We start from the raw sequence: 26,152 nt of genomic DNA on the forward strand, positions 1-26,152 counted from the left end.
GGGGCGCTGCAGCAATGCAGCGCCCCTTGGTCATGGATCCGGCAATGGATCTGGCCATGGATCTGGCCATGGACCTGACAGCGTCAGCGCGTCGCCATGGTCTCGACCGCATGGAGCCAGGCGCAATTGGCCGAGGCGGCGAACCCTTTCAGGAAAGCGCGGCGCACTGAGCCTGCCGCGATGCAGGCCGCGACCTGCTTCGAATGGCGCTCGGCCCCGCTCAACTTGCGCACCCAGCCACGAAACGGGATCAGCCCCTCGGCCGTGCGCTGCAGCGCGCCCACCGCCTGCTCCTGAACCAGCGACGAGACGCGGTGCACCAGGGACGGGTCCACAGGCGACATTGGCGCGTCGAGGTCGGCGCCAAGCACTTCGTCGAGCTCACGGATTTCCAGCGAGATCGCCACGCAATTCTGGCTGGCCGGCACCTGGTACGGGTTCTGCCGGGCTGTCAGCAGCACGGAGGGAATGTCCTCTTGCGCGACGTTCAGATCGGCAAGTGGCACCGTTGCTGCCGTCCCGATCCGGGTGGCGGTCGACGACGCGCAACCGGCCAGTACGACCAGCGCAGCGACACAGCCAAGCCTGCACAGCAGGCGCCTACGATGCATCGTCATGGTTGAATCATTTCTTAAAGGAAAGGAATTTAACTGTACCGAGTACAGCGCCGCCCGCCAGCACGCACATCAATCGTGCGCAGTAGAATGGACGAGAATTGTGAAATCAGGAGTCACACATGAAACGAACCGCACTCGTCGTTGGCGTCACTGGCATCGGCGGCAACCACGCCGCCCGCGAACTGCTGGCACAAGGCTGGGATGTCGTGGGCCTGTCGCGCCGCGCGCCACGTGATCTGCCGCAGGTGCGCCATATCGCTGCCGACCTGCTTGACCCTGCGGCGCTTGGCGCTGCACTGAAGGACGTCGCCCCGACTCACGTCTTCATCACGACCTGGATGCGCCAGGATACCGAGGCAGAGAACATCCGCGTCAATGCCGCGCTCGTGCGCAACCTGCTGGACGCGCTCTCGCCGCACAAGAGCGTGCGCCACGTCGCGCTGGTCACGGGCCTGAAGCATTACCTGGGGCCGTTCGAAGCCTACGCCAGTTCGGGCAGGCTGCCCGACACGCCGCTGCGCGAATCGCAGCCGCGCCTGCCGCTCGAGAATTTCTATTACGCGCAGGAGGACGAAGTCTATGCCGCCGCCGGGCGCGACCGCTTCACCTGGACCATCCACCGTCCGCACACCGTCATCGGCCTGGCCGTTGGCAACGCGATGAATCTGGGCACCACGCTGGCCGTGTATGCGACGATTTGCAAAGAAACGGGCCGCCCGTTCCAGTTCCCCGGTTCAGCCGCGCAGTGGAACGGTTTGTCGGACGTGACCGATGCACGCATGCTGGCCAGGCAGCTGGTCTGGGCCGCAGACACCGATGCGGCCCGCAACGAAGCCTTCAATATCGTCAATGGCGACGTGTTCCGCTGGAGCTGGTTGTGGCCAAAGCTGGCCGCGTTCTTAGGCGTGCAATCGGCCGGTTTCAATGGCACGGTGCAGCCCCTCGAGGCGGCGATGGCGAACGATGCGCCGCTGTGGCGCAACATCGCGACGCGCCATGGGCTGGTGGAAGCCGATCTCGAGCGCCTGGCCTCGGCCTGGCACACCGATCTCGACCTGGGCCGGCCGCTCGAAGTCATGACCGATATGGCCAACAGCCGGCGCCTGGGCTTTACTGGTTACCAGGCAACCGATGCGTCGTTCTTCGATCTGTTTGCACGCCTGCGTGCAGAGCGCCTGATTCCTTAATAGCGCAGTCTGACGTGTTGCCGGTCGGGTTGCAACGACCCGACCGGATCATCGTACCGTTGATGACAGCGTCAAGCCGCAACGGCGAGACGCTTTGGTGCCGGGGCGAGCGCAGGGTGCTCCTGGCGGCCCGACTCGCCACCGGCACCGGAGAGCCGGAACTGACCCACCAGGCTGGCCAGGCCGGCTGCCTGGGCCTGCAGCTCCTGCGCTGCGGCCGAGGCTTCTTCGACGAGCGCGGTGTTCTGCTGCGTCATGCCATCCATTTCGCCGATCGCGTTGCTCACTTCGCCCAGGCCGACGCTCTGCTCGGCGCTTGCAATCGTGATGTCGCCCATAATTTCCGTCACGCGCTGCACGCTGCCCATCAGCGTCTGCATGGTGCTGCCTGCGCGCTGGACCAGTTCGGAGCCCGTGTCCACTTTGCCGACCGAGTCTTCGATCAAGACCTTGATTTCCTTGGCGGCGCTCGCCGAACGCTGCGCCAGGTTGCGCACTTCGCTGGCCACGACGGCAAACCCGCGCCCTTGCTCCCCTGCCCGTGCTGCTTCCACCGCCGCATTGAGCGCCAGAATATTCGTCTGGAAGGCGATGCCGTCGATGACCGAAATGATGTCGACGATGCGCTTTGATGACGCATTGATCGAGGCCATCGTCTGCGTCACCTGCAGCATCACCGCGCCGCCCTCCTGCGAGACCGAGGACGCCGATTGCGCGAACGTGTTGGCCTGCCCTGCATTGTTGGCGTTTTGCTGGACTGTCGTGGTCAGCTCTTCCATCGCAGAAGCAATGCGCTCCAGTGAAGACGCCTGTACCTCGGTGCGTGCGGACAGATCGCTGCTGCCCTGGGCGATTTCCGACGAGGCACTGGCAATGGCATCGGTTCCGTGGCGCACTTTACCGACGATCGACGCGAGGTTGTCGCGCATCGTTTTCACAGAAAACAGCAGGCTCGTACTGTCGCCGGTGCGCACGGCCACGTCCGTGGCAAGGTCGCCCGCGGCGATGCGGTTGGCAATCTCGGCAGTGTAAGCAGGCTCGCCACCGAGCTGTTTGAGCAGCAGGCGCTTGATGGCGCCCGATATCACGACGCTGAACACGAAAGCGGTCAGCGTCAGGCCGATCACCCATTTGCGGGCGGCAGCTTCAGCTTGCTCGGCCGATGCGTCAGCCTCAGCCAGCTCGCGCTCGGCATCGGCGACCAGGAGCGCGATGTCTTTCACGATCTGCTGGCGCAGCGGACTGCACTCTTCAACCAGAAACTTTCCGAACGCCTCTATCTGACCGGCTTCACGGAACTTGCGAGGCTTTTCCAGTGCAGTGGCCATCGCCAGCAATCCTGCGCGTACCTTGTCGAACTGCGTATCGCCGGCAAACGCCGGCGTCATCGCCTCCAGTGCCGCGAGATACACCGTCTTTTGCTGATCCACCAGGTTGAGCTCGTTCCTGGCTTGCTCGTCGCTGGTGAAGATGTAGGCATTGCGCGCTGCAAGACCGGTCTGCGCCAGCGCTTCGCGTGCAACATACAGCGGCTTGAGGTGCTCTTCGTTGACGCGGCGCAGTTCCTTGGTTGCGGTATGAATGGTCATCAAGCCGAAGATGGCAAACGAACCAAGCAACAACATCAGCGCGGTCACCAGACCAAATCCCAGCGTGAGTTGGGTGCCGATTCTCAAGTTCTTGAAAGCGTTCATTGTTTGCCCCGTGAGGATGTCTGCTGTGGATTCTTGACACGATGCCGCGCTGACAATGGCGCCACATCACTTTGTCAATATGGGAATCAGTGTAAGCAAAAATCGCCTGAAGAACACTATTCAATGGACATAAGGAAATTCAAGTTGCCGCAAAACAACGATCAATACCATCATGGGCAATCAGGCTGGCCCGAGCGATTGGTCATCCCCTCATCCGCAGGGATGACCCTGTTCAGGGTCGGTCGACAGCATCAGCCGTAAAAAATGATTGTCAGGCGCAGGTCGGCGTGCCGCCGGCAACCTGGCTGCGCACCCCGGCGGCAATCGCCGCAGCCAGCCTGGCCAGCGCGGCCCGGTGCCCCGCCACCAGCGCCTCATAACCCGGCCCCACGTTTTCCTGGAACACGCTGCGGCAGGTCTGTACCGACCCGCCATCGACCTTGCGCACGTTCCAGACGGCGTCGATCAGTGCGTAGCTGCCCTCCTTCGACTCGAAACGCTGGATGTTCGCGCCGATGCGGTACAGCGTGCTGCCGGCCGGCGCCGGGTTGCGGTACACATCCACGCCGCCCAGATCGGCCGCGATCCCCAGCGACAGCCCGCTGGTGATTTCATCGGCCAGCGGACCGGCCCAGCGGTGGTGTTCCAGCAGCTCGATCTTGCCGGCCTCGCCCGCTACCATCAGCTGGGGACGGCGCACCTGCGCGGGAATCGTCACGGGGCGCATCTCGAAGAACAGCGGCGCGCTGGCCGCTGCCGACGGCACGACCGTGGCGGCGCCGCCACTGAGCGTATAGAACTGGTCAGTCGGCGTGCTCGAGCAGCCGGCCAGCAGCAGCGGGGCCGCCAGCGCCGCGCCAATCAGTGCGCGACGTGCTTGGATAAACGGCGTCATTCTTTCTTCTCCTGGGGTTTGCCGCGAATGAGCGACTGCGGATTGCGTTCGAGGTAATCGGCCAGCGCATCGATCCTGGCCATCGTGTCGGTCACCGACTGCAGCGCCTTGCGCAGATCGGACTGCAGCGGCGCATCCTGCGCCAGCACGCTTTCGGCGCTGGCAAAGGTGGCCTTGGCGGCGTTGAGCGTCTGCTGCATCTCGGGCAGCACCTTGCCGTCGATCCGCGCGAGTGTTGCATTGGCCTGCACCAGCGTGCGGTTCAGGTTCACGCCGATCTCGTCGAACGGAATCTTGTCGAGTTTGCCTGCGATGCGCGAAATCTGGCTTTGCAGTTCATCGAGCTGGCCCGGCACCGTTGGCAAGACCAGGAACTCGCCCTGTTCGGCGATCGTCGCCTTGCGCGCGTTGGGGAAGAAGTCCAGCGCGATGTACAGCTGGCCCGTCAGCAGATTGCCGTTGCGCAGCTGCGCGCGCAGGCCGCGCCCCACCATCGCCGTCAAGGCGCGCTGGCCGCCGTCTTCGCGCTCCATTGCCGCCATGAAGCCTTTGCCCAGACGGCCCGGATACAGGTCGACCGTGATCGGCATCGTGAATTTCTGGCGTTCGCGATCGAACTCGATGCCGACGGCGCGCACTTCGCCCAGCGCCACGCCGCGGAAATCGACAACGGCGCCCGGCGACAGCCCGCGCAGCGACTGGTCGAAGTACACCACGGCCGTGACCGCTGGCCCGTCGGGTGGGCGCAGCGCCGCGCTGCGGTCTTCAGACAGCAAGAAGCGCGTGCCAGCCGGCGCCGGCGTCACCGGCTTGCGGTCGTCGGCCGATTCGAAGGCGATGCCGCCGGTAGCCAGCGCCGCCAGCGACTGCGTATTGAGTTTCAGGCCGCTCGCATCGAGCCGCAGGTCGACGCCGCTGGCATGCCACCAGCGCGAATCCGGGCCCACGAGGCCGATGTACGGTTGCTCGACGAACACCGATATGTCGATGCCCTTCCCGGCCTTGTCCAGCGCCACCGATGCCACCTGGCCGACGCGCACGCGCTTGAAGTAGACGGGCGAGCCCGGCGCCACCGAACCGAGCGTCTCGGCATGCAGCTTGTATTCGCGGCCCTTCAGGCCAATCGGAATCGGCGGCGCCGTTTCCAGGCCCGTAAAGCTGTTGGTCGTGTCTTCCTTGATGCCGGGCGCGGCGCCAATATACGGACCGGACAGCAGCGTGCCCAGGCCCGAGACGCCGCTGGCGCCGATCTGCGGCCGCACGACCCAGAAGCGCGAGTCGATGGCGGTGAAGCGGTCGGCCTCCTTGACCATCTCGATCTTGGCCACGACGCGGTTGCCGTCTTCGCCGAGCGTGACCGAGACGACGCGGCCGATGTCGACGTCCTTGTACTTGACCTTGGTCTGGCCCGCCTCGAGCCCTTCGCCGCTGGAGAAATAGACGTAGACGGTCGCGCCCTTGTTGGTGACCCAGCTGACCACCTGCCAGGCACCGATCAGCGCGGCGAGCACGGGAATCATCCAGATCAGCGATGGCAGCCAGCGGCTCGGGCGGTCGATGGCGGGCGAGGCAGCCAGCGGCGCCGATGGCCCCACGGGCGGTTCCGGCGGGGTTGGCGGCGGGTTGGCAGGTGAGCCTGCGCTGTCCTGTTCAGACATGTTGTTCTCCGTTCGATTCAATAGGGTCCCAGATCAGGCGCGGGTCGAACTGGTGGGACGCGACCATGGTCACGATCACCACGCAGCCAAACGCAATCGCGCCCGGTCCGGCCGTGATCACCACCAGCGCATCGAAGCGCACCAGCGCGACGGTCAGGGCAACCACGAAAATATCCAGCATCGACCAGCGGCCGACGAATTCAATCGCGCGATACGCGCGTGTGCGCGCCATCGGCGCCGTGCGCGAGCGCGCCTGCGCAGTGGCGTTGAGCCATGCGAGGGCAGCGAGCTTGGAGACCGGCACCACGATGCTGGCCACGAAAATGATGATGGCCAGGCCCTTGGATCCGGTATTCCAGAACAGCACGACGCCGCTCATGATCGTGTCGCCCTCAGTGCCCCCGATCGAGCGGGTGTACATCACGGGCAGCATATTGGCGGGAATGTAGAGCAGCGTGGCCGCCAGCAGCATGGCCCAGGTCCAGCCGACGCTGTTGGGAATCCGGCGATGCAGCGCCGCGCTGCAGCGGGCGCAGCGATCGGTCCCGTCGCGCGACGGGCAAGTGTGATTCACGAGGCCGCAGGCGCTGCACGACACCAGCACGGATTCGGCTTCGGCAATTGTGGTGGTCTGACGTGCCGGGTCGGATTTGCGCAGCGGCGCCAGGCGGTCGGCCAGCGCCCACAGCGCTTTGGGTTCATAGCGCATGACGAGCGCGCACAGGACCGTGAGCACGCCAAAGGCGAACAGGGCCGGATGCGGCTCCACGCGCGCCAGGCTGGTCATCTTGATTACGGTGATCAGGATGCCGATCATGAGCACTTCGGTCATCGCCCAGTGGCGCGCGCCCTGCACCGTGCGCAGCACGAGGTTAAAGCCGGGCACGCGCACGCCGCGGGTCAGGCCGAGCGCCACGTAAAAGAGGGAACCGAGTTCGAGGCCGGGGAAGATGATGGCGCAAAAAAAGACCATGGCCGCAATGACCTGGTCACCGGCGCCCCACAGCACGGCCACCGCCTGGTACAGCGTGGCGCCCGAGAGCATGCCGCCCATCTCGAGCGTGACGATGGGGAACCACTGCGCCAGCAGGAACACGAACACGGCGCCCAGCGTCAGCGCGGCCAGCACCTCGGCCTGGCGCGCCGGGCTGCCCTTGTGCCAGCGGTACAACTCGTGCTGGCAGCGGCTGCAGCTGGCACGCTCGCAGGCGGCCAGCGGCCGCCAGTGATACAGGCTGCCACAGTCATGACACGAGATCAGTTGATCCGTTTTCACCCACTCCCCTTACACCAGTGCTTTCACACTAGGTATTATGACCGAGAGCAATTGAACGTGCAGTTCAAACGTGAGCGCGGCCCGGATCAGAAGCGGACCTTGACGTAGGCCGACGGGCCGGTCAGCTTCAGGTCGATGTCGGCGGTGCGCTCGCCATTGCGGTGCAGGTCGATTTTCTGGATGCCGTAGTCCAGCACCAGGCCGATATTCTTGTGCGGGAAGTACTCAACGCCGACTGCGCCGTTATAGATATGGCCTTCGACGTTGCCGCCGTTTTTCTTCACGCCCGAGGCTTCCGCGTAAAAGCGAACCTGGTCGTTCAGCGCGTGGCGCCATGCCAGTTCGACCGTCGGGGCCCACACGCTTTCGCTGGCCGAGGCCGAGCCGCTCCACGCATAGTTTTCCACGGGTGCGGTCGCGCTGACATTGGCCGATGCCGAGCCGGAAATCTTGGCGCGCAGGTGGGCAGCGCCCAGGCCGACGCCGAAGACGTTCTTTTCCTTGCCGAACCACAGCTTGTACGAGAGGCGCGCCAGCTCGATGCGCAGGTTGGCGTCAGCCCGGATCGCGCCGCTGACCGGACGACCTTCAACCACGGTGTCGCCGTTCAGGTCGGCGCCGTAGCCTTCGTCGAAGCGGAAGTAATCGAACGAGATGCCGTGGCTGTCACCGATCAGGACTTCGCCTTTCACGCGTGGCAGCGTGACGTCGTCGATCTTTTCGTCCGGCGTATCGATGCGGCCGTAGCGGGTGTCGCCGCCCAGATGGATTTCAGGTTCGGCGTAGAACGCGCCAGCCGAGATGCTGACGCGATCGAGTGCTGGCGACTGCTGCGCCTGCGCCATGCCTGCTGCGGCGGCGCCCAGCAGGATTGCGCCCTGGAGCGCGCGGACGATGGTGGTGTGGACGGACGGGGCAGCGGTGCGTGGTGCAGTACGGGACATACGTTCTCCGGATAATCAATTAATGGAAGTGCCCGCCAGACTATGTCTCGACGCGGCAACAATTAATTATCGCAAGATGTTAGTTTGCCAACCCACACGATTGAACTGACTTTGTGGTCATTAAGCGACACGGGGATGCCACGCCCTTCAGGTTGCTGACATGTGACGCCCGCGCGTCATGACACGAACGCGACCCGGTGCTTTCCGTGTCATGGTTTATCATCAAGAAACATTAACCTTTTCACAAACGCAGCCAATGAAGCAATTTACCCTTCCGCAGAATTCCTTTCTGCTTCTGCTGACGATCGTCACGATCGCGTTCCTCTGGATCCTGCTGCCGTACTCCGGGGCCGTATTCTGGGGCGTCGTGTTCGCCATCATCTTTGCGCCGTTGCAGTCGAGGCTGTTGCGTGCGACCAAGGGCAAGCCGACCGTCTCCGCCCTGCTCTCGCTCCTGGTCATCGTGCTGATGGTGCTGCTGCCGCTGGCCATGATCACGGCGTCGCTGGTGGACCAGGTCGCTGGCATCTATACGATGGTCAGCAGCGGCCAGCTCGATTTCGCCGGCTACTTCCAGATCGTGATGCGCGCCTTGCCGAACTGGGCGATTTCGATCCTCGAACGGTTCGAGCTGACCAACCTGGCCTCGCTGCAGACCAAGATCACCGAATTCGCCGCCCAGATCAGCCAGGCAGCCGCCACGTATGCACTCAATATCGGCCGCATCACGCTCGACTTCGTGGTCAGCATGACGATCATGCTGTACCTGCTGTTCTTCCTGCTGCGCGACGGGCGCATCCTGGCGGCGCGTATCCAGCGCGCCGTTCCCCTGAGCATCGAATACAAGGGTCGCCTGTTCCAGAACTTCACGACCGTCATTCGCGCCACCGTCAAAGGCAATGTGCTGGTGGCGGTCGCACAAGGCGCACTGGGCGGCCTGATCTTCTGGATGCTGGACGTGTCCGGCCCGCTGCTGTGGGGCGTGGTGATGGCGTTCCTGTCGCTGCTGCCGGCCGTCGGCGCGGCACTGGTGTGGGGGCCGGTGGCGATTTACTTCCTGGTGACGGGCGATATCTGGCAGGGCGTGGTGCTGGCCGCGTATGGCGTGCTGGTCATTGGCCTGGTCGACAATATCCTGCGCCCGATCCTGGTCGGCAAGGATACCAAGCTGCCCGACTATGTGATTCTGCTCTCGACCCTGGGCGGCATGGCGTTGTTTGGCCTGAACGGGTTCGTGATCGGGCCGGTGATTGCCGCCCTGTTCATTGCAGCATGGGATCTGTTCTGCCGCTCGGACGAGTTCCAGGAAGAGTAGCAGGAAGGGTAACAGGAGGCGTAAGATACGCGCTTTTCCCCGGCCGACATCCATGTGGCCCGGGGTTCTGCTGCAACCCGCTTCAACGAGAAATACCATGCTCACTACCCTGCTCGACTGGTTCCTCCATCTGGACCGCCACCTCGCCGTACTGGCAGCCGAATACCAGTTACTCGTCTACGTACTGCTGTTTGCCGTGATTTTCGTCGAGACGGGCGTGGTCGTGATGCCGTTCCTGCCCGGCGACTCGCTGCTGTTCGTCACCGGCGCACTGGCTGCCAAAGGCATGCTGTCACTGGAAATCCTGATTCCGCTGCTGATCGTCGCAGCCGTGACCGGCGATATCCTCAACTTTGCGATTGGCAGTGCGTTCCGTGAACGCGTCAAGCGTGGCTACCGGTTCCGCCTCATCAAGGCCGAGCATATCGCGCATACCGAACGCTTCTTCGAGCGCCACGGTCCCAAGACCATCGTGCTGGCGCGCTATGTGCCGATCGTCCGTACGCTGGCACCATTCGTGGCGGCGCTGGGCAGCATGCGCTATGCCACCTTCCTTGCGTACAACGTTGCCGGCGGGACCTTGTGGGTCGTGTCACTGACAATTGTTGGTTACGTATTTGGCAATATCGGGTGGGTCAAGGACAATCTGACTGCCGTCATCATGGGGATCATCGTGCTGTCGCTGGTGCCAGGCATCGTGGCCTGGCTGCTGGAACGGCATCGGGTGCGCCGAGCCGACCGCCAGGCCTGACCTGATAGCACCTGCCACCTGCCACCTGCCACAAGGCGTCTCTTCAGAGACTCATGCGGCGCAGAGCGCAACCGGCAGTGCGAGCGAGACGGTGGTGCCCTTACCGGGTCCCGCGCTGCGCACGCATATCGATCCGCCGTGGGCTTCGCATACGCCCTTGGCGATCGTCAGTCCCAGCCCCGCACCGACGGGCGCCCGGCCGGGCGCCAGTGCGCGCCTCTCAAACGGTTCAAAAATGTGCTGCAAATCTTGGGCGGCGATGCCCATGCCGCAGTCGATGACTTCCGCGCGCAGCACGTTGCCTTCGATAAACACACGAAGGCAGATCTCTTCGCCGTCCGGCGTGAATGCGCTGGCATTGCACAAGACGTTGCCGAGCGCCTGCGCGACCCGTTCGGGATCGCACAGCAACTCGGCGTCGGGCTGATCGACTTCCACGATCAGGCGCTGGTTGCGCGAACGCACCAGGGTTTCCACTGCATCGAGCGACAGGTTAACGATCTCGTGTTTCGTGCAGATACGTGGCTCGACTGGCAGGGCATGGACGCAATCGACGCGTGACGCGTCCAGCAGGTCAGCGATGAAACGTGCGAGCTGCCGGGTCTGGCGCTGAACGACGCCCGCCATTTTTGACACGACCGGATCGGTGTTGGCGCGCTGCAGAAGCCCGGCGATACTCATGATCGGCGCCAGCGGATTGCGCAATTCGTGCGCCAGCATGGTGAGGAATTCCTCGCGAGAATGGGCTGCATCCCGCTCCCGCTCTTGCAGTCGGTGTTGCTCGCTGATGTCGGTCAGGCAGCACAAGGCGCCCACGACTGCGCCGTCGGCATGAAACACGGGCTTGGCGTGAATGACGATGCGGCGCGGCTGGCCATCACCGCACACGGCGAGCAGTTCGGTAGGACATGGGGATTCGCCACGGGCAGCGAGCGCGGCGGGACTGGATTTCTTGTCCAGCACCCCGCCATCCAGAGACCGCAGCGTGTCAAATCCATCCCATCGCATGTCTTCCACCAGTGGACAGTCGTCGCCCCAGATCCGCATGGCCGCAGCGTTGACGTGGACAAGTACGCCTGTCGGCGAGCAACAATACGCAGGGCAAGGCATTTGGTCGATTGCCCACGCGTAGGATTTGGGCCACCCATTGTCCAACTTGCTAAATTCGTCCTCAAGAGGCGTGTTCTCATTGTTCATGGTGCAAATGCGGAAAGAACACCGCTATCAAAGTCTCAATCGACATTATCTAGGTTGCAACATTTGCCCAGCGTAGGAGACACACTACAATTCGTGTCGGAGGTTGACGTGCCAGTCCTCAGGATCAATGGCCGTCAACGACCAACCTTCCCCCTGCGCGCAAACAACCGCGCCGCGAAAAACCAACTTTGCCAAACTCACCCAGGCGAACACTTGGAATACGCACACCTACACCGTACTTGCCGGCAGCCAGGACATCACACAGAGTCTGATCAATATGGAGACCGGTGAGCGTGGTTTTGCACTGACCGGAATGGAGGCTTCTCTCGAACCGTATGTGGCCGGCAAGGCGGTTTTCCAAGACAGCCTCAAGCGCGTGACGGCGCTGACGTCCGACAACGCGCAACAGCAGACGCGCCTGAAGGCGCTGCAGGAGATGGAGTCGCAGTGGCGCTCCGTCGCCGCCGAACCGGTCATCGCCTTGCGCCGCGAGGCAAACAGCAACGCCGCAGCCATGGATGCGGTGATCCGCTTCGAGCAGACCGCCAAAGGCAAGGCGTTGATGGACCGGATGCGTACCGTGCTGGGCGAGATCGCCCAGGCCGAACAGGTACTGCTGACCGAACGCTCCAGCACGGCCCAAGCGCTGCACAGCGCGACCAACAACACCCTCATCGGCGCCGGTGCCGTGGCTGTCATCTTGTCGATCGCGCTGGCTATTTTGCTCACGCGCATGGTTCTGGGCCCGCTGCGCGTCATCCTGGCCGCGACCGAAGATTTGCGCAGCGGCGACGGTGACCTGACCTACCGTCTGCCGGTTCTGAAGGCCGAATTCGGCCAGGTGGCACAATCGCTGAACGGTTTTATCGAGAAGCTGCACGTCATCATCACCGATGTACGCAAGAGAACGCAGTCCATTGCCGTGGCCAGCAAGGAAATCGCCGACGGCAACAAGGACCTGTCATCGCGCACCGAACAGCAAGCCAGTTCGCTGGAAGAAACAGCGTCATCGATGGAAGAATTGACCTCGACGGTCCAGCAGAATGCCGACAACGCACGTCAGGCCACTGGCCTGGCGACGAATGCCGCCAGCGTGGCAGTACTCGGCAGCGGCGTGGTGGCCGAAGTGGTGTCGACCATGAACGCCATCAGCGATTCGGCAAAGAAGATCGCCGACATCATCGGCGTGATCGATGGCATCGCGTTCCAGACCAATATCCTGGCCCTGGATGCAGCAGTCGAAGCGGCCCGCGCCGGCGAACAGGGACGCGGGTTTGCGGTTGTGGCGTCGGAAGTGCGCAACCTGGCACACCGCTCGGCCACTGCGGCAAAAGAGATCAAGACGCTCATCACCGACTCGGTCCAGCGTGTGGAAACCGGACGCCGCCTCGTCGACGACGCGGGCAAGACCATGGACAATATTGTCGTGAGCGTGCGCCGCGTGACCGATATCATGACCGAAATCAGCGCTGCCAGCAGCGAGCAGGAAACCGGCATCATGCAGATCAATTTAGCGATCAACGAGATGGACAACGTCACGCAACAGAATGCCGCGCTGGTCGAAGAAGCGGCGTCGGCCTCGCAGTCGCTCCAGGAGCAGGCGGCGCGCCTCGACGTGGTGGTCGGAATCTTCAAGCTCGATGTCGCGCATGCCGGTGTCAACGCGGCCGGCTCACGACAGGCGCGGCCGGATCGTGGTGCCGGTGCGCTGCGTCTGACGGCCGTCTGACGGCGGCTCGGCTTCTTGCGCTGCAAAAGTCGACCGCGCGCTCAACCGCCATTGCTTGACGGGTGGTCAAGCGTGCTAGGGAAGCACTGATTTATTCTGGGGGATGGAATTGGCTGCGGAAAAAGCCGCCATGCAAGGCGCAAATCGCAGCAATAGCGAGCTATTGCGAGAATTTGCAACGCCGCAGGGTGGCTATTTTCCGCGCCAAGTCCGCCGCCATGAATTAATCAGTGCTTCCCTAGGGCGCGCGATTTGATGGTGTCCCGTGGCGAGCTGTGAAAATTGGCGAGAGGCGCGCTTTCCAGCTTCGGTCGTCGAACTGCAGCGTCGAAAATACATTTTCCTGAGTCACTACTGAAATGCTTTTTGTCGCGCTCTGGTCACAACATGATGTCGTCAACGCTGCTCCGCCGGAGCATTTGCGGATCAGGCAATGCTGAGAGGCAAACGGACAGGCAAGGGCCGATGGATGATGCACGGCTCTTCCATTTGCTGATCCATTCGATTCTCCATGTCAAATCCCAGCGGAATATAGCTATTCCTGATATAGCGATGTTGAGCGGACAGATCAGGCGGCGCTCTCGTGCGGCGCCATTATTTCAATACGCTGACGCGGCGCCACCAATATTATGGCGGATTGTCGAGCACCGTCGACACGAGCAATGAGAAATGAGCACTTTTTATCAGCGTCTGGACGCAGCGCAAAGACGATGAAATATCGAAAGGCGATATACCGAAATGATAAGCTTTTGATACACCGACTTCAGGTCAATTGCAATAAGCGAGGGGTGCTGGTCGATCATTGTCATGCCACTTGATAAGCTGCAATTTCAGCAAAGTCCATGAATATCACGTACCACTATTTCGCATAAGAAATTTTGAAGCACGGTTACTCTGCTTTAATGCCAGTATTGCGTGAACTGTTGCTCTCCATTCAGTACCTTGTACTTGCGCCTGATAAATTGCTCATATTCAGCCAGAATGGATTCGACGCAAATGTTCAGATCGGACGTGCCCAGAATCGCTTCCTGATGCGTCAACCACCAGTCATGGTACTCATCCATTGTTCCAAATTGATGTGCTTGCGCCAGCAAGTCGAGTCCAGTGACAGACTCATCTATGTACGCTCTGAGCATGACTTTATCTCCTCGCCCGACCTTGATTCCCTCCAGGGCAAGCCTGTCGATCATTTGCTGCACTCTACGCCCGCGAAAACTGCAATGCATTTTCTTTCTCACTCACCGTCAACCGTTTTTTCTTTCGGTATCACAATTTTAATCAATCAGATAATTGGTGAGTTCTACAGGGCATCATAGGCCATTTGTGTCGACAATGACGGATTACGCGAGTTATATCCCCAGTGCACAACAACACCACCGTCAGATGTACGATTCATGCACCACGTCCCGCGATTGTCAGATCGATGACGTCGCCCTTGGGTTCCTATCTGCTTTATGCGGGTAAACCGTCATTGGGCGCCAAATGACGCGGCAGACTGATTGTGAAAGCGCAGCCAATTCCAGGGAAATCCTCTACAGAAAGCTCTCCGCCAGAGCCCGAGATGCTTTGGCGCGCGATCGACAAGCCAAGGCCAAGCCCGGAACGATCATCGCCACGTTGTGTGAACGGTGAAAACATTTTTTCTGCGTCACCCATTGGCAATCCACCGCAATGATCACGCACGACGATCAGAACACGCAGCCCCTCCGCGTAAGCGGTCAGCGATACGGCGGTATGTGTGCAAGTGAATTTCAACGCATTATTCAACAGATTGGCCAACGCGGCGAGGAGCAGCTCCCGATCGCCTTGTATGCCCAGCAATTGATCAACGGAGGGAACCACAAGTGCTGAACCACGCCTGTCGGCGTCAAGCTGCGCCGAATCACGTGCTTCATAGATGAAATCGGCAAGAGAGAAAACCCCCTTTGACACCGCCGCAGCCCCCTCGGCGCGCACGTCTTCGAGTGACAGATTGATGAGCCGCTCCATTGCCTTGTGCCCACGCTTGAGCAAGCCCCCAGTCGCGCCCGAGATCGACAGCTGTCCAGCTTCCATCGCAGCGACAGCCATGGTGGCGATGCTCAGCGAATTGCGCAGTTCATGCATCAAGAAACCGAGCCGCTCGTTGGTTTCACTTGACTGTCGATCCGACAGTGCACAGTCGCGTCGGAACGAGAACTCGGTGACGGCGCTGGCGATCGCATTGTCCAGGCAACGGTTGAGTGTACGAAATTCAATGACTGAAAACGGTGCATCGCGCTCAACGGCCAAATCCGTGACTGCCTGGCACAAGTCCCCATAATCATGCACCACCTGGTCAACCGTATAGTCCAGGGCAAGCAACGCAGCGCCATGGGCGGCGGCTGTAACGCCCATCTCCGAAGAGTCCTCTTCAGCGCCACCAGATGCGCCGGAAATGATCATCGCCGCGTCTGAGCCGTTTTTTTCCTCGGTCATTAGCGTTCTGGTTAATTGCTCCAAGAACATTGGTATACCGGTGCTTAGTTGCTCCTTGGAAGCATTTCTCTGAGGTCGCTGGTCGACTTTTTCGATACACCGTTGGATCAGGTCATCGGCATTATTGGACAAGAACTCATACAGCATGGTCAGCCTCCCGGGCAGCATTTTTGCAGCCGGCATACCGACGGGCGCAGTTTGAAAAAAATTGATTCATTCCATTGTAGGGCGGAATGACCCACGTAAGGCGTTTCCACCAGAATGAACGCTGACTGCGCGCGTCGTTTGAAGGACCGCCAGCTATCCATGGCAGCCAGAACCGAGCCCACCTGCAGCCGCACGGCACCGCCAGACACGCTTGATTCTTCATGGGGACGAGGCGTAGGCAGGCGCGAGAGCGCTACCCAGATAAATGCAGGATTGCACTGGTCAAGCAAGAAGCCCAACGTGGGCATCCAGCGAATCGCGGAGCGGAGCGGATCGGCTTGCGCATCCATGACCGGCCTCGGCGTGCGATTCGTTGGCAGGCCGTAAACGACAAACGCCCTGCATCAGGCAGGGCGTTCAATCAGTCCCGGGAGTCATCCCGGACGCGCACTCAGTGTGGCGCGATCAGTTCGACTTGGCGTGAGCTGCCAGGCGGTTCGCAACTGCCGGCGAGACGGCGTCGGCGCCGCGGGTCATGCGATACAGCGCCCAGACATCGGCACTGCCGGTGGTGCGGGCTGCGGCGGCTGGAGCAGCCTTGACTTCACGCACGAAATCGAATGCGGTGCTGAACACGGCGGCCAGTTGGGCGGCGAACGATGGGCGAAGGGACAGGGTGGTCATGATTTTCTTCCTGTGTATTTGATCTGGTATGAGGCTAGTATGCGCTCTATCAGATAGAAATCAAATTGCGATCCATGATAGTCGTCATTCACAAAACAACTATCTCTGATATCCCATATTCGATCGACAACAGGAAACCAAGCGGTGCCCGCGCGATGCAGGCTCAATGCCAGGCGCGTGCCTATTTTCAAGTTTTTCATAGGGGGTAGCTGAGAGAGGTATGTGAGGGATTGCCACCCGCTGCACGCAAGCAAGCATGCCAAGCGAAGGTGCCCAAAAGAAACATGATCGCACGTACCCCATTGAAGCGTGCTGCACACAGCCAACATTCTCAGCTAGAAATCATGATTTTTCGCTTACTACGTACAAATGTTTACATCGCAAAACATGATCTAAGCCACATGCCTGGCGCCGTCGGACGCCATCCGTCCCAAGCGGCTCAGCTACCTGCCACTGGCGTCATCGCCCGGAAAATCTGGATCACGGCGGGTCCCAGCAACACCACCAGCAGCGCCGGGAAAATACAGAAGATCAGCGGAAACAGCAGCTTGGTCGCAATCTGCGCCGCCTTCTCTTCGACCAGTTGCCGTCGCCGCGTACGTAGTTGCTCCGATTGCACCCGCAGCGCCGTGCCGACACTGGTACCGAAGCGCTCGGCCTGGATCAGCATCTTGACCAGCGCATCGACATCCTCCACGCCGGTGCGCAGCGCCAGGTTGCGTAGCGCCTTTTCCTTGGCACTGCCGGCGCGCAGTTCCAGCGTCACCAGTTGCAGCTCGTCGGCCAACACCGGGCTTTTCAGGCCGATCTCGCCCCCCACGCGCGCCAGCGCCGCGTCCATCGCCAGACCCGCTTCGACGCACACCGTCATCAGGTCGAGCGCATCGGGAAAGCCTTCGAAGATATCGCGCTGCCGGTTGGCGACGCGACGCTTGAGAAGAAAATCCGGCAGGTAGTAGCCAATGCTGGCCGCGCTCACCAGGAACAGGAAGCTCAGCGCCAGCGGCCGGTCAGGGTTCTGCGGCAGCGCGATCCAGACCAGCAGCGGCAGGCCGATCGTCAGCACGGTCTTGCCAGCGTGGTAGAGCCCGGGGGTCGACGGCGCGCGCCAGCCGGCGTTGATGAAGCGCAGCCGCAATGGCGACGATTCCCATCCTTCGGTGGGCACCGACAGCCTGGCCAGCGGCTCGGCGAAATCGGCCAGGCGCTCGCGCCAGCCGTCGCCGCGCCGGGTCTTGGGCAGATCTCGTTCGTCCAGCGCCACCAGGCGCGCCTTGACGGGATCGCGCGTGAGCAGCAGCAAGGCCACCAGCGCAACGCCGAACACCAGCACGAACATCGCTGCCAGCATCAATATGTTTGCCATGGTCATCGTGTCGCTCTTTCCTTACATGCGGATGCGCACGATCTTGCGGATCGCCAGCACGCCAAAGCCCATCATGCCCAGCGCCGCGCCGCTCAGCTGGCGCCCGATCGGGTCGTTTATGAGCACGCCCATCGTCTCGGGATTGGCCAGCGCCATCATGCCGCCGGCGCCAAACGGCAGCAGGCCCAGTACCCAGGCCGAGATGCGCCCTTCGGCCGACAGCACGCGCACCTGGCCGGCCAGCTTGTGGCGATCGCGGATGATGCTGGAAATCGACGTGAGCAATTCGGTCAGGTTGCCGCCACTCTCACGCTGGATCAGCACCGCGACCACGAAATACTGCAAGTCCATGCTGGGCACGCGCTGCGCCAGGTTGTTCAGCGCGTCGCCCATCGAGACGCCGAAGTTGACTTCGTCGAATGCGGTCTTGAACTCTTCGCCCAGCGGCGCGGCTACTTCGTCGGCCACCAGCTTCAAGGCCGTCGGAAACGCGTGGCCGGCGCGCATCGCGCGGCTCATCATGTCGAGCGCCTCGGGCAACTGGCGCTCGAAGCGCACCATGCGCGCGTCGCGCGCACGCCTCAAGCGCAGCAGCGGCAGCCAGCCGGCGGCGAGCACGCAGGCCAACAGGCCCGGCAACGGCAGGCGCAGCAGGGAGGCGGCAACGAGTCCGCCGAACGCGCACGCCGTGCACACGGCCAGCAGCGAGGCCACCTTTTGCGCACTGCCCGCCTGCAGCAGCATGCGGTCCAGCCGGTACACGCCGGGCAGCCGCCCCAGCAACGGCTCGAGCTCGGGGTTGTCGGACAGGCGCCGTTGCTTGACGATGGTGACATCGAGTTCGCGTGTCTCGCGCCCGATCACGCTGCGCAGCCGGCGCGCGATGCGCTCGGCTTCGGGATTATTGTTCGCCTGCCAGGCCGTGTACACGCCCCATACCAGCAGCAGGACGGCGGCGAACACCAGCAGGATGAACAGGAGGAAGGTGGTATCCATGCGAGGGGTCCTAGCGCGGCTCGAAGATGTGGGGCGCCAGGTTCACGCCGAACGTGCGCAGGCGCTCGGCGAAGTGCGGCCGCACGCCGGTGGCGGTCGCCTGCCCCAGCACGGTGCCGTCATCGGCCACGCCGGTCTGCCTGAACGTGAAGATCTCCTGCATCGTGATGACGTCGCCCTCCATGCCCGTCACTTCCGTGATCGACAGCACCTTGCGCTTGCCGTCGGTCAGGCGCGAGACCTGGACGACGACGCCCACGGCCGACGCGATCTGCTGGCGCATGGCTTTGGGCGGCAGGTTCGGCGCCGCCATGCTGATCATGTTTTCGAGGCGCGTGAGCGCTTCGCGCGGCGTGTTGGCGTGCAGCGTCGCCATCGAGCCTTCGTGACCCGTGTTCATGGCGCCCAGCATGTCCATCGCTTCTTCACCGCGCACCTCGCCCAGGATGATGCGGTCGGGCCGCATGCGCAGCGCGTTCTTCACCAAAGCGCGCTGGGTCACTTCGCCCTTGCCTTCGATGTTCGCAGGCCGCGTTTCCAGACGTACCACGTGCGGCTGCTGCAACTGCAGTTCGGCCGCATCTTCGACCGTCACGATGCGCTCGTTGTGGTTGATGAAGCCCGAGATCACATTGAGCATCGTCGTCTTGCCCGACCCCGTGCCGCCCGAAATCACGATATTGACCTTGGCCTTGCCCAGGCCCTGCAGCACCTCGGCCATGTCGGCCGTCATGCTGCCGTAGGCAACCAGGTCGGCCAGGCGCAGCGGATCGACTGAAAAACGCCGAATCGACATCACGGCACCATCGATCGCCAGCGGCGGAATGATCGCATTCACGCGCGAGCCGTCCGGCAGGCGCGCATCGACCATCGGGCTCGACTCATCGATGCGGCGGCCCACGCGCGAGACGATCTTGTCGATGATCTTCATCAGGTGGGCTTCGTCGTTGAAGGTCACGTCGGTCAGTTCGAGCTTGCCGCGCCGTTCGACGTAGACCTGCTTGTGCGTGTTGACCAGGATGTCCGAAACGGTCGGGTCTTCCAGCAGCGGTTCGAGCGGGCCGAAGCCCAGCATCTCGTTCTGGATGTCGCGCGTGAGCATCTTGCGCTCGGCGTCGTTGATGACGACCATCTCTTCTTCGAGCAGGCGCTCGACCAGCAGGCGCAGCTCTTGCCGGATCTGGTCGCCGTTCAGGCGCTGCATGCTTTCCAGATCGATGCGGTCGAGCAGCGCTTCGTGGATGCGGGCCTTGAGCTGGTGATAGGCGCGGTTGTCGATCGGCCCGCCGCGCACGGCGGTGGCGCGTGGCGCCGGGGCGCCGGTGGTCACGCGCGTCGGCGCGCCCGCTGTCGTGCTGGTGCTGCTGGCCAGCGCGGCGCTGCCGAGGCGTTCGCGCAGCGAAGCGGAAGGGATGTTGTTCATGTCGTTGGACTCCTTAACCAATTTGCCGTTCATGCGTCAGTCTTGCGGCGTTTGAACAGGCGCGCCATCACGCCTGCCGCCGCTTGCGGCGCCGCCTCGCCTGTCTGGCTGCGCGCCATCGTCATCAAGGCCACGCTCAGCGGACTCTCGGGCGCCAGGCGCGTGATCGGCACGCCCTGGTTGACCGATTTGGCCGCCGCATCGTAGTGGTTCGGCATCGTGCGCAGGTGCGCGGTGTCGAAGGCCTGCTCGAGGTCCTTGAGCTTGATGTCGCTGTTGTTGTCGTGGCGGTTCACCACGATTTCGACCTTGTCGTTGCCATATTCCAGATTGCGGAACACGTCGAGCAGGCGCTTGCCGTCGCGGATGTACGGCAGCGTTGTTTGCAGCACCGGGTAGATCGTGTCGGCATGGTCGAGCGCGCGGATCGTCACCGGATCCAGGCTGCGCGCCACGTCGAGCACGATGAAGTCGTACTGGCGACGCGCCAGCTTGATGATCGCGTCGATGTGTTCGGGCTTGACGTCGCTGGCGTGGGCCGGATCGGACGGCGCGGCCAGCACGCTGAAATTGGGCGTCACGGCGACCATGCTCGACGACAGGAACGACGGATCGAGCCGGTGGATTTGCGTGGCCACATCCGACAGCGTGGCCAGCGGCTTGCTGTCCGAGACGAACAGCGAGGCGTCGCCAAACTGCAGGTTCATGTCGATCATCGCCACGCGCTTGGTGCCACTCGCCGACAGCGCGTAGGCCAGGTTCGTGGCCAGGAAGGTCGCGCCGCTGCCGCCCTTGCACGAGATGAAGGCCAGCACCCTGCCCTGCGCCACGCCCTGGCTGCCGAACTTCTCGGCGATGTGGTCGACGGCCTTGGCCAGTTCCGCGGCACTGGGCGTGGCCGGCAGCACTTCGCGCACGCCGGCGCGTATGGCGCGCAGCAAAAAGTCCTGCGACAGGTCGCCCGACAGCACGATGAACGCCATGCGCGGGAACAGGTGCCCGAGCCGCTCGAGCTGGTCGAGGTCACCCTCGTCGGCGCGCGGCTGGTCGACCACCAGCAGGTCGGGGATGGCGTCGTCGCTCATCGTCGACAGGCGCGCCGGGGTGCCGGCGATCATGTCGACTTCGTCGCTGCCCGGGCGCGCGCGCAACTGGCGCGAGAGCTCGATCAGGTGGCGCTCGTCGCGCGAAAGGACTGCGATTTTCATGATGGCCTCTATTTGTTCGCGCCGAACAGCGTACTCTCGACCTGCGGTGCGGGCGCGGCAAACGAGCCCTGGTAATTCTTGTAGGCTAGGATCGCGGTGCCGGCGTCAGTGCCCGACACGGACGGCGTGGCTTGGGGCGCGATGATCTGGCTGGCCATGATGGCGCGTACGGTGGTGCCGGTGCCGGCCGGCGTTTCGGTCGCGCAGCCGCCCAGCAGCAGGAGCGCGCATGAGGCGGCGAGGATGGCGGTGGTGGTCGTCTTCATGATCATTTCTCTGATGCGGCAGGGGCGGCGCGGCCTTCGAGCTGACCGCCAAGCAGGAATTCGGTACGGGTCGGCTGCACGTACCCGTCGGTCGGCAACCCGGGCTGCGACTGCATCGGCTTGACCAGGCGCGGCGTCACGATGAACACCAGTTCGGTGCGGTCATTCTGGAAGTCGCTGCTGCGAAACAGGGTGCCGAGCACTGGCACGTCGCCCAGGAACGGGAAGCGCTTGATGGTGCTGGTCACGTTATTGCGGATCAGGCCACCGATGGCGAAACTCTGTCCATCCTGCAGCTGCACCGTGGTCGCCGCGCGGCGTGTCGTAAACGATGGCAGGATCGCGGTCGCGCTGCTGCTCGAACCGCCAGTGCTGATGCCGATGCCTTCGCGATTGAGCTCCGACACTTCCGGCGCCACGCGCAGGTTGATGCGCCCGCCGGCCAGCACGGTCGGCGTGAATTTCACCGCCACGCCATACTCTTTTTCTTCCAGCGTGATCAGGCCCGCGCCGCCGGATGAATTCTGCGCGACCGGGATGAAGATCTTGCCGCCGGCAAGAAAACTCGCCTCCTGCCCGCTGATGGCCATGACATTCGGCTCGGCCAGGATCTTGACCAGGCCATCGCGCTTTTCGCCGTCGATGGTCAGTTGCTTCATGCCGCTGCCCACGGCGCTGACGGCGCCGGCGCCGCCACTGAGCAGGCTCGATACGGCGGCATAGGTCCAGCTGCCGTTGGTCTTGGAGAAGCCCGCCCTGGCGCCCAGCTGGTCGACGAGCGACTTCGAAATTTCGGCGATCTTCACTTCCAGCATGACCTGCTGGGGCGCGGCGATCGACAGCATATTGAGCACTTTTGCGGCGGTGCCAGCGCCCGCAGCCGGCGCCGCCGCCGCCGGCGCACCGACGGACAACGGCGCCGGACTGCCGGCGCCGCTGTCAGCCTGGCCGCCAGCGCCAGGTGCGGCGCTTTCCTGGAACGCCGATGCCAGGTCCACCAGAGCGCTGGCCACGCCGACGTCGGTGACCATGCCCGACAACACCACGGCATTGCCGCTGGTGCCGATGCGGATATCGCGCTCGAGCGGGAACAGCGCGTCGAACTGCGCGCGCAGCGCCGACGTATCGATGGCCACGTCCAGGTCGATCACGGTCGAGCGCTTGTCGCGCCCGGACACGATCAGATTCGTGCTGCCGACGCTGCGTGCGACGATCACGACTTCGCTTGCGCCCGGGACCACGACGTTGGCCACTTTCGGGTCGCCCACCATGACCGCGCCGGCCGGCGTGCAGAAACGCTTGAGAACGGATTTGCCGCGCATCAGCTGGAGCCGCCCATTGGCGCCGCCGCGCAGGTCGATGCAATCGGTCGCTGCAGCACTCGTGGCGTTGTCTGCCACGTTGCTGGCGGGGGCAGCAGCGCTGGCGTCCAGCGTCAGCGCGACAGCGCAGGCCAGCAGGGTCTTGTGGGTCGATGTGGTCATGAGGGACTCTTCAGTCAAAAGCTTTGCGAAGCGGCGTCCAGGCCGCGGATCACCAGGACACCGTCGCGCGGCGCGCTTGGCTGACGTGGTGTAGCAGGAGTGATGCGGGGCGCCGGGTCGTACACCGGGGCCGGGGCTTTCGCCGACAATGCCGGCAGGCCGAGCACCGATTCGCGCGTCGCGCCGGTCGTGTTGGCCGGCTGCGCTTCGATCTGGTTGCGCAGCACCAGCGACAGTGAGCCGATCGAGCGGGCCAGGTCGAGCTTTTCCACCTCGCTTGGTGCGAGCTCGAGGGTCACGGCATTGACGACGCGCGGCTTGCTGTCGTCCACGGCCGATTCCTGCGCGACGGCCAGCACCAGGATGCGCTCCAGTACGATCTTCGAAATCGAGCCGGCGTTCTGCGCCAGGTCGCTGTTGGTGGGGGCCAGGTTGACGAGGATGTCGACGTAGTTGCCGGGCAGCGCAAAGCCGGCCACGCCGACGACGTCATTGACACGCACGGTCATCGCGCGCTTGCCACTGGCCACCACGGCCGACAGGCCGCCCAGCGTGCCGACCGGCGCCAGCTTCGATTCGAGCACCGGCTCGCCGCGTGCAATGTCGCCACGGGCGATACGGCCTTCGAGCAGCTTCATGTCGGTGATCGCGCCAGGGGGCATCGAGCCGGCGGGCCAGTCGGTCAGTTGCAGGCTGGCCGGCAGAATGCGCGCACCCTGCCCGATCTCGGCGGCAGCAACCACCACACGGGTGCCCGCCGGGCCCTGCTCGCCCATCCACTTGGCCGCCAGGACCACGGCGCCCAGCGCCAGCAGCAGCGCCACGCCGATGATCAGGATCGCTCTCGAATTACGCATGTTCATACTCCGTCGTGCCGCGTTCGCGGCGTTCTTGTGAGGCGGGGCGGCCCGGGGCCCCCGCGGCAAAATAGTTGTCCCAGGCCCAGTCCAGGGTGCGACGCGACAGTTCGGGCGCGCGGTCTTCGTAGCGCGCCAGATCGCGCAGCTGGCGCATCAGATCGCGCGGGTAGCAGGCCAGCAGCGGCACGCCGCGCTCGCGGTGGCAGGCCAGCAGGTAGTCGAACGACGCGGCGTCGAACGCGACGCTGACGCTGTCGCACGCCTGGTGGAACAGGCGCGTGTATTCGTCGGTTGACGCTGCCGGCACTTCGATCTTGTAGCCCAGGCGGCGCAGGAAAGCACCGTCGGACAGGCGCTGCGGCACGAAGTTCGACGAAAACACAACGATGACGTCGAACGGCACCTGGAATGTGTGGCCCGTGTGCAGCGTCAGGTAGTCGACGTTGCGGTCCATCGGCACGATCCAGCGATTCATCAATGCTTCCGGCGTGCAGCGCTGGCGTCCCAGGTCATCGATGATGAAGATGCCATTGTTCGACTTGAGATGCGGTGGCGCCTGGTACAGGCGGGTATGCGGATCGAACCGCAGGTCGAGCATGTCGAGCGTGAGTTCGCCCCCGGTCAGCGCGGCCGGGCGGCGCACGCCGCGGATCCAGCGCAGGTCGGGCGCGCTGCCGCGGTCAAAACCCGGCGCTTCGGCCAGCGCCGGTTCCGTCACGCAGTGCTGCACGTTGTCAAAAAAGGGGATCACTTCGCCATCGACCATCAGTGCGTGCGGCACGGCGATCGTGCCGACGAGCAGGTCGCGCAAGCGCTCGGCCAGGTAGGTCTTGCCGCTGCCGGCAGCGCCATACAAAAACAGGGCGCGGCCCGAATTCATGCCGGCGCCGATCTGGTCCAGCACGACCGGATTGACGACGACGCCATCGAAGGTGGCGGCCATCGCGCCGCGCGTGACCTGCATGTTCGCCACGCTGTGCGCCTTGACCTGGGCGACGTAGGCGGCCAGCGTGACCGGTGCCGGGCCGGCGTAGGCGTTGCGGCCCAGCGCAGCGTGGGCACGCGCGCGGCCGGCCTCGGTGAGGATGTAGCACAGGTCGGCGTCGGTGCCGCTGTTGCCGATGCGCGCCACTTCGCACAGTTTTTCAGTGCGCAGGAACGCGATCAAAGGATCGATGACGCTGACATTGAGCTTGGTGTGCGCGGCCAGTTCGGCCAGACGCAGTTGACCGCGCTGGGCCAGCACCTTGCCCAGCAATTCGGCGAGAAACAGGAACGGAAGGCCGGTTTCGTCGACCGTGCGCGGCGCCCTGGCATCGGCCGGCGCGTTCGCTGGTGCAAGCAGGGGCTGGCTCACAGCGGCAGCTCCCCGTGCACGCGCAACCACAGCACGCAGAGCACGGTGGCAACCGCAATCGCTATCGCATACGGCAGGCGGCCGCTCGCCGCTTCGGGCGGCACCGTCGGCGCGGCGACGACACCGGCCAGCGCCGAGAACGTCGTGTGCAGCGCCATGTGGTACGCGTTGGCGACCAGGCGGCGCAGATTGCGCTGCCACGCAGCAAACACCAGCGCCAGCACGCCGCCGACCACCAGCGTGACCAGGCCGACCGTGATGATCTGGCCAGCGCCGACGAAGGCGCCCACCATGGCCAGCAGCTTGACGTCGCCGGCGCCCATCAGGCGCAGCGCGTACATCGGCAGCAGGATCGCCAGTCCCACCCCGAAGCCGCCCAGTGACGACAAGAGCCCCAGGCCGCCCATCGGCGTGCCGAACAGGCCCGCCCCAACCGGCAGCGCCGTGTGCAGCACAAACGCCGCCAGCATTCCGGGGAAAACCACGGCGTTCGGGATGCGGCGCGCCCTCACGTCATGCCACACGGCGGCCCCGAGTAGCAAACACAGCATCATCAGTGGCAAGATCGTCAAGAAAATACTCCGGGTAAAAAAAATCCGGCGGCGGACAATCCGCGCCGGATGGGGACCGCTCTAGGCGGG

The 26,152-nt window shown here is 63.4% G+C and carries 24 protein-coding genes; 4 read left to right on the forward strand and 20 right to left on the reverse strand.

Features of this window, described 5'->3' with window-relative positions:
- Window positions 1-83: 83 nt before the first annotated feature.
- Window positions 84-617 carry a hypothetical protein gene (locus RCH14_RS14985; RefSeq protein ID WP_343026894.1) on the reverse strand — a complete coding sequence of 178 codons (534 nt, stop codon included), beginning with the start codon at window positions 615-617 and terminating at the stop codon, window positions 84-86.
- Window positions 618-736: 119 nt separating this feature from the next.
- Between RCH14_RS14985 and RCH14_RS14990 the strand changes: the two genes are divergently transcribed.
- Window positions 737-1,804: an SDR family oxidoreductase gene (locus RCH14_RS14990; RefSeq protein ID WP_343026895.1), complete on the forward strand. Its 1,068-nt coding sequence runs from the start codon at window positions 737-739 to the stop codon at window positions 1,802-1,804.
- A gap of 71 nt (window positions 1,805-1,875) precedes the next feature.
- Here the strand turns inward: RCH14_RS14990 and RCH14_RS14995 are convergent, their stop codons facing one another.
- From RCH14_RS14995 to RCH14_RS15015, 5 genes are all read right to left on the reverse strand, one after another.
- Window positions 1,876-3,498 carry a methyl-accepting chemotaxis protein gene (locus tag RCH14_RS14995; protein ID WP_343026896.1) on the reverse strand — a complete coding sequence of 541 codons (1,623 nt, stop codon included), beginning with the start codon at window positions 3,496-3,498 and terminating at the stop codon, window positions 1,876-1,878.
- Between the two features lie 271 nt (window positions 3,499-3,769).
- Window positions 3,770-4,393 (reverse strand): PqiC family protein, encoded by a 624-nt coding sequence (locus RCH14_RS15000; protein WP_343026897.1) that lies wholly within the window; start codon window positions 4,391-4,393, stop codon window positions 3,770-3,772.
- Window positions 4,390-6,051, reverse strand: a complete 1,662-nt coding sequence (locus tag RCH14_RS15005) for an MlaD family protein (RefSeq protein WP_343026898.1) — start codon at window positions 6,049-6,051, stop codon at window positions 4,390-4,392. The genes RCH14_RS15000 and RCH14_RS15005 overlap by 4 nt, the downstream gene beginning before the upstream one ends.
- Window positions 6,044-7,327, reverse strand: coding sequence for a paraquat-inducible protein A (locus RCH14_RS15010; protein WP_343026899.1), 1,284 nt, complete (start codon window positions 7,325-7,327; stop codon window positions 6,044-6,046). The genes RCH14_RS15005 and RCH14_RS15010 overlap by 8 nt, the downstream gene beginning before the upstream one ends.
- 86 nt (window positions 7,328-7,413) lie before the next feature.
- Entirely contained in the window at window positions 7,414-8,271 is an 858-nt protein-coding gene (locus RCH14_RS15015) for a hypothetical protein (RefSeq protein WP_343026900.1), read from the reverse strand.
- A 256-nt stretch (window positions 8,272-8,527) separates the two neighbouring features.
- Here RCH14_RS15015 and RCH14_RS15020 point away from each other — a divergent pair, with 256 nt between their 5' ends.
- Together RCH14_RS15020 and RCH14_RS15025 are read left to right on the forward strand one after the other, a co-directional pair.
- Window positions 8,528-9,586, forward strand: a complete 1,059-nt coding sequence (locus RCH14_RS15020) for an AI-2E family transporter (protein WP_343026901.1) — start codon at window positions 8,528-8,530, stop codon at window positions 9,584-9,586.
- Between the two features lie 97 nt (window positions 9,587-9,683).
- On the forward strand, window positions 9,684-10,337 hold the full coding sequence (locus RCH14_RS15025; protein WP_343026902.1) for a VTT domain-containing protein: 654 nt from the start codon (window positions 9,684-9,686) through the stop codon (window positions 10,335-10,337).
- Window positions 10,338-10,388: 51 nt separating this feature from the next.
- Here the strand turns inward: RCH14_RS15025 and RCH14_RS15030 are convergent, their stop codons facing one another.
- A complete protein-coding gene (locus RCH14_RS15030; RefSeq protein ID WP_343026903.1) occupies window positions 10,389-11,534 on the reverse strand; it encodes a PAS domain-containing sensor histidine kinase in 1,146 nt (381 codons plus the stop codon).
- 127 nt (window positions 11,535-11,661) lie between these two features.
- On the opposite strand from RCH14_RS15030, the gene RCH14_RS15035 reads away from it, so the two are divergent.
- Window positions 11,662-13,263, forward strand: a complete 1,602-nt coding sequence (locus tag RCH14_RS15035; RefSeq protein ID WP_343026904.1) for a methyl-accepting chemotaxis protein — start codon at window positions 11,662-11,664, stop codon at window positions 13,261-13,263.
- Between the two features lie 899 nt (window positions 13,264-14,162).
- Here the strand turns inward: RCH14_RS15035 and RCH14_RS15040 are convergent.
- The 13 genes from RCH14_RS15040 to RCH14_RS15100 form a co-directional block, all read right to left on the reverse strand.
- Window positions 14,163-14,453: a hypothetical protein gene (locus RCH14_RS15040; RefSeq protein ID WP_343026905.1), complete on the reverse strand. Its 291-nt coding sequence runs from the start codon at window positions 14,451-14,453 to the stop codon at window positions 14,163-14,165.
- Between the two features lie 262 nt (window positions 14,454-14,715).
- Window positions 14,716-15,867, reverse strand: a complete 1,152-nt coding sequence (locus RCH14_RS15045) for a HAMP domain-containing sensor histidine kinase (protein ID WP_343026906.1) — start codon at window positions 15,865-15,867, stop codon at window positions 14,716-14,718.
- Window positions 15,868-15,869: 2 nt separating this feature from the next.
- A complete protein-coding gene (locus RCH14_RS15050; protein WP_343026907.1) occupies window positions 15,870-16,217 on the reverse strand; it encodes a hypothetical protein in 348 nt (115 codons plus the stop codon).
- Window positions 16,218-16,332: 115 nt separating this feature from the next.
- A complete protein-coding gene (locus tag RCH14_RS15055) occupies window positions 16,333-16,551 on the reverse strand; it encodes a hypothetical protein (protein WP_343026908.1) in 219 nt (72 codons plus the stop codon).
- A 439-nt stretch (window positions 16,552-16,990) separates the two neighbouring features.
- On the reverse strand, window positions 16,991-17,923 hold the full coding sequence (locus RCH14_RS15060) for a type II secretion system F family protein (RefSeq protein ID WP_343026909.1): 933 nt from the start codon (window positions 17,921-17,923) through the stop codon (window positions 16,991-16,993).
- Between the two features lie 15 nt (window positions 17,924-17,938).
- A complete protein-coding gene (locus RCH14_RS15065) occupies window positions 17,939-18,913 on the reverse strand; it encodes a type II secretion system F family protein (RefSeq protein WP_343026910.1) in 975 nt (324 codons plus the stop codon).
- A gap of 10 nt (window positions 18,914-18,923) precedes the next feature.
- Window positions 18,924-20,336, reverse strand: a complete 1,413-nt coding sequence (locus RCH14_RS15070; protein WP_343026911.1) for a CpaF family protein — start codon at window positions 20,334-20,336, stop codon at window positions 18,924-18,926.
- Between the two features lie 29 nt (window positions 20,337-20,365).
- On the reverse strand, window positions 20,366-21,544 hold the full coding sequence (locus RCH14_RS15075; protein ID WP_343026912.1) for an AAA family ATPase: 1,179 nt from the start codon (window positions 21,542-21,544) through the stop codon (window positions 20,366-20,368).
- Between the two features lie 8 nt (window positions 21,545-21,552).
- Complete coding sequence (locus RCH14_RS15080; protein ID WP_343026913.1) at window positions 21,553-21,810, reverse strand: hypothetical protein; 258 nt, start codon at window positions 21,808-21,810, stop codon at window positions 21,553-21,555.
- Window positions 21,811-21,812: 2 nt separating this feature from the next.
- Window positions 21,813-23,294 carry a type II and III secretion system protein family protein gene (locus RCH14_RS15085; RefSeq protein ID WP_343026914.1) on the reverse strand — a complete coding sequence of 494 codons (1,482 nt, stop codon included), beginning with the start codon at window positions 23,292-23,294 and terminating at the stop codon, window positions 21,813-21,815.
- Between the two features lie 14 nt (window positions 23,295-23,308).
- Window positions 23,309-24,151: a Flp pilus assembly protein CpaB gene (gene cpaB / locus RCH14_RS15090; RefSeq protein ID WP_343026915.1), complete on the reverse strand. Its 843-nt coding sequence runs from the start codon at window positions 24,149-24,151 to the stop codon at window positions 23,309-23,311.
- Window positions 24,144-25,511, reverse strand: coding sequence for an ATP-binding protein (locus tag RCH14_RS15095; RefSeq protein WP_343026916.1), 1,368 nt, complete (start codon window positions 25,509-25,511; stop codon window positions 24,144-24,146). Before RCH14_RS15095 ends, cpaB begins: the two co-directional genes overlap by 8 nt.
- On the reverse strand, window positions 25,508-26,083 hold the full coding sequence (locus tag RCH14_RS15100; RefSeq protein WP_343026917.1) for a prepilin peptidase: 576 nt from the start codon (window positions 26,081-26,083) through the stop codon (window positions 25,508-25,510). The genes RCH14_RS15095 and RCH14_RS15100 overlap by 4 nt, the downstream gene beginning before the upstream one ends.
- Window positions 26,084-26,152 lie beyond the last annotated feature (69 nt).

Origin of the sequence: Massilia sp. MP_M2, from assembly GCF_039123635.1 — a bacterium.
GTDB lineage: Bacteria > Pseudomonadota > Gammaproteobacteria > Burkholderiales > Burkholderiaceae_D > Telluria.

Bases quoted from the DNA above. Each gene is read 5' to 3' on its own strand.
- RCH14_RS15005 (WP_343026898.1), bottom strand. From the start codon at position 6,051: ATGTCTGAACAGGACAGCGCAGGCTCACCTGCCAACCCGCCGCCAACC.
- RCH14_RS15000 (WP_343026897.1), bottom strand. From the start codon at position 4,393: ATGACGCCGTTTATCCAAGCACGTCGCGCACTGATTGGCGCGGCGCTG.
- RCH14_RS15030 (WP_343026903.1), bottom strand. From the start codon at position 11,534: ATGAACAATGAGAACACGCCTCTTGAGGACGAATTTAGCAAGTTGGAC.
- RCH14_RS15040 (WP_343026905.1), bottom strand. From the start codon at position 14,453: ATGATCGACAGGCTTGCCCTGGAGGGAATCAAGGTCGGGCGAGGAGAT.
- RCH14_RS15080 (WP_343026913.1), bottom strand. From the start codon at position 21,810: ATGAAGACGACCACCACCGCCATCCTCGCCGCCTCATGCGCGCTCCTG.
- RCH14_RS15075 (WP_343026912.1), bottom strand. From the start codon at position 21,544: ATGAAAATCGCAGTCCTTTCGCGCGACGAGCGCCACCTGATCGAGCTC.
- RCH14_RS14995 (WP_343026896.1), bottom strand. From the start codon at position 3,498: ATGAACGCTTTCAAGAACTTGAGAATCGGCACCCAACTCACGCTGGGA.
- RCH14_RS15045 (WP_343026906.1), bottom strand. From the start codon at position 15,867: ATGCTGTATGAGTTCTTGTCCAATAATGCCGATGACCTGATCCAACGG.
- RCH14_RS15035 (WP_343026904.1), top strand. From the start codon at position 11,662: ATGGCCGTCAACGACCAACCTTCCCCCTGCGCGCAAACAACCGCGCCG.
- RCH14_RS15085 (WP_343026914.1), bottom strand. From the start codon at position 23,294: ATGACCACATCGACCCACAAGACCCTGCTGGCCTGCGCTGTCGCGCTG.
- RCH14_RS14990 (WP_343026895.1), top strand. From the start codon at position 737: ATGAAACGAACCGCACTCGTCGTTGGCGTCACTGGCATCGGCGGCAAC.
- RCH14_RS15020 (WP_343026901.1), top strand. From the start codon at position 8,528: ATGAAGCAATTTACCCTTCCGCAGAATTCCTTTCTGCTTCTGCTGACG.
- RCH14_RS15065 (WP_343026910.1), bottom strand. From the start codon at position 18,913: ATGGATACCACCTTCCTCCTGTTCATCCTGCTGGTGTTCGCCGCCGTC.
- cpaB (WP_343026915.1), bottom strand. From the start codon at position 24,151: ATGCGTAATTCGAGAGCGATCCTGATCATCGGCGTGGCGCTGCTGCTG.
- RCH14_RS15015 (WP_343026900.1), bottom strand. From the start codon at position 8,271: ATGTCCCGTACTGCACCACGCACCGCTGCCCCGTCCGTCCACACCACC.
- RCH14_RS15050 (WP_343026907.1), bottom strand. From the start codon at position 16,217: ATGGATGCGCAAGCCGATCCGCTCCGCTCCGCGATTCGCTGGATGCCC.
- RCH14_RS15055 (WP_343026908.1), bottom strand. From the start codon at position 16,551: ATGACCACCCTGTCCCTTCGCCCATCGTTCGCCGCCCAACTGGCCGCC.
- RCH14_RS14985 (WP_343026894.1), bottom strand. From the start codon at position 617: ATGACGATGCATCGTAGGCGCCTGCTGTGCAGGCTTGGCTGTGTCGCT.
- RCH14_RS15070 (WP_343026911.1), bottom strand. From the start codon at position 20,336: ATGAACAACATCCCTTCCGCTTCGCTGCGCGAACGCCTCGGCAGCGCC.
- RCH14_RS15025 (WP_343026902.1), top strand. From the start codon at position 9,684: ATGCTCACTACCCTGCTCGACTGGTTCCTCCATCTGGACCGCCACCTC.
- RCH14_RS15060 (WP_343026909.1), bottom strand. From the start codon at position 17,923: ATGACCATGGCAAACATATTGATGCTGGCAGCGATGTTCGTGCTGGTG.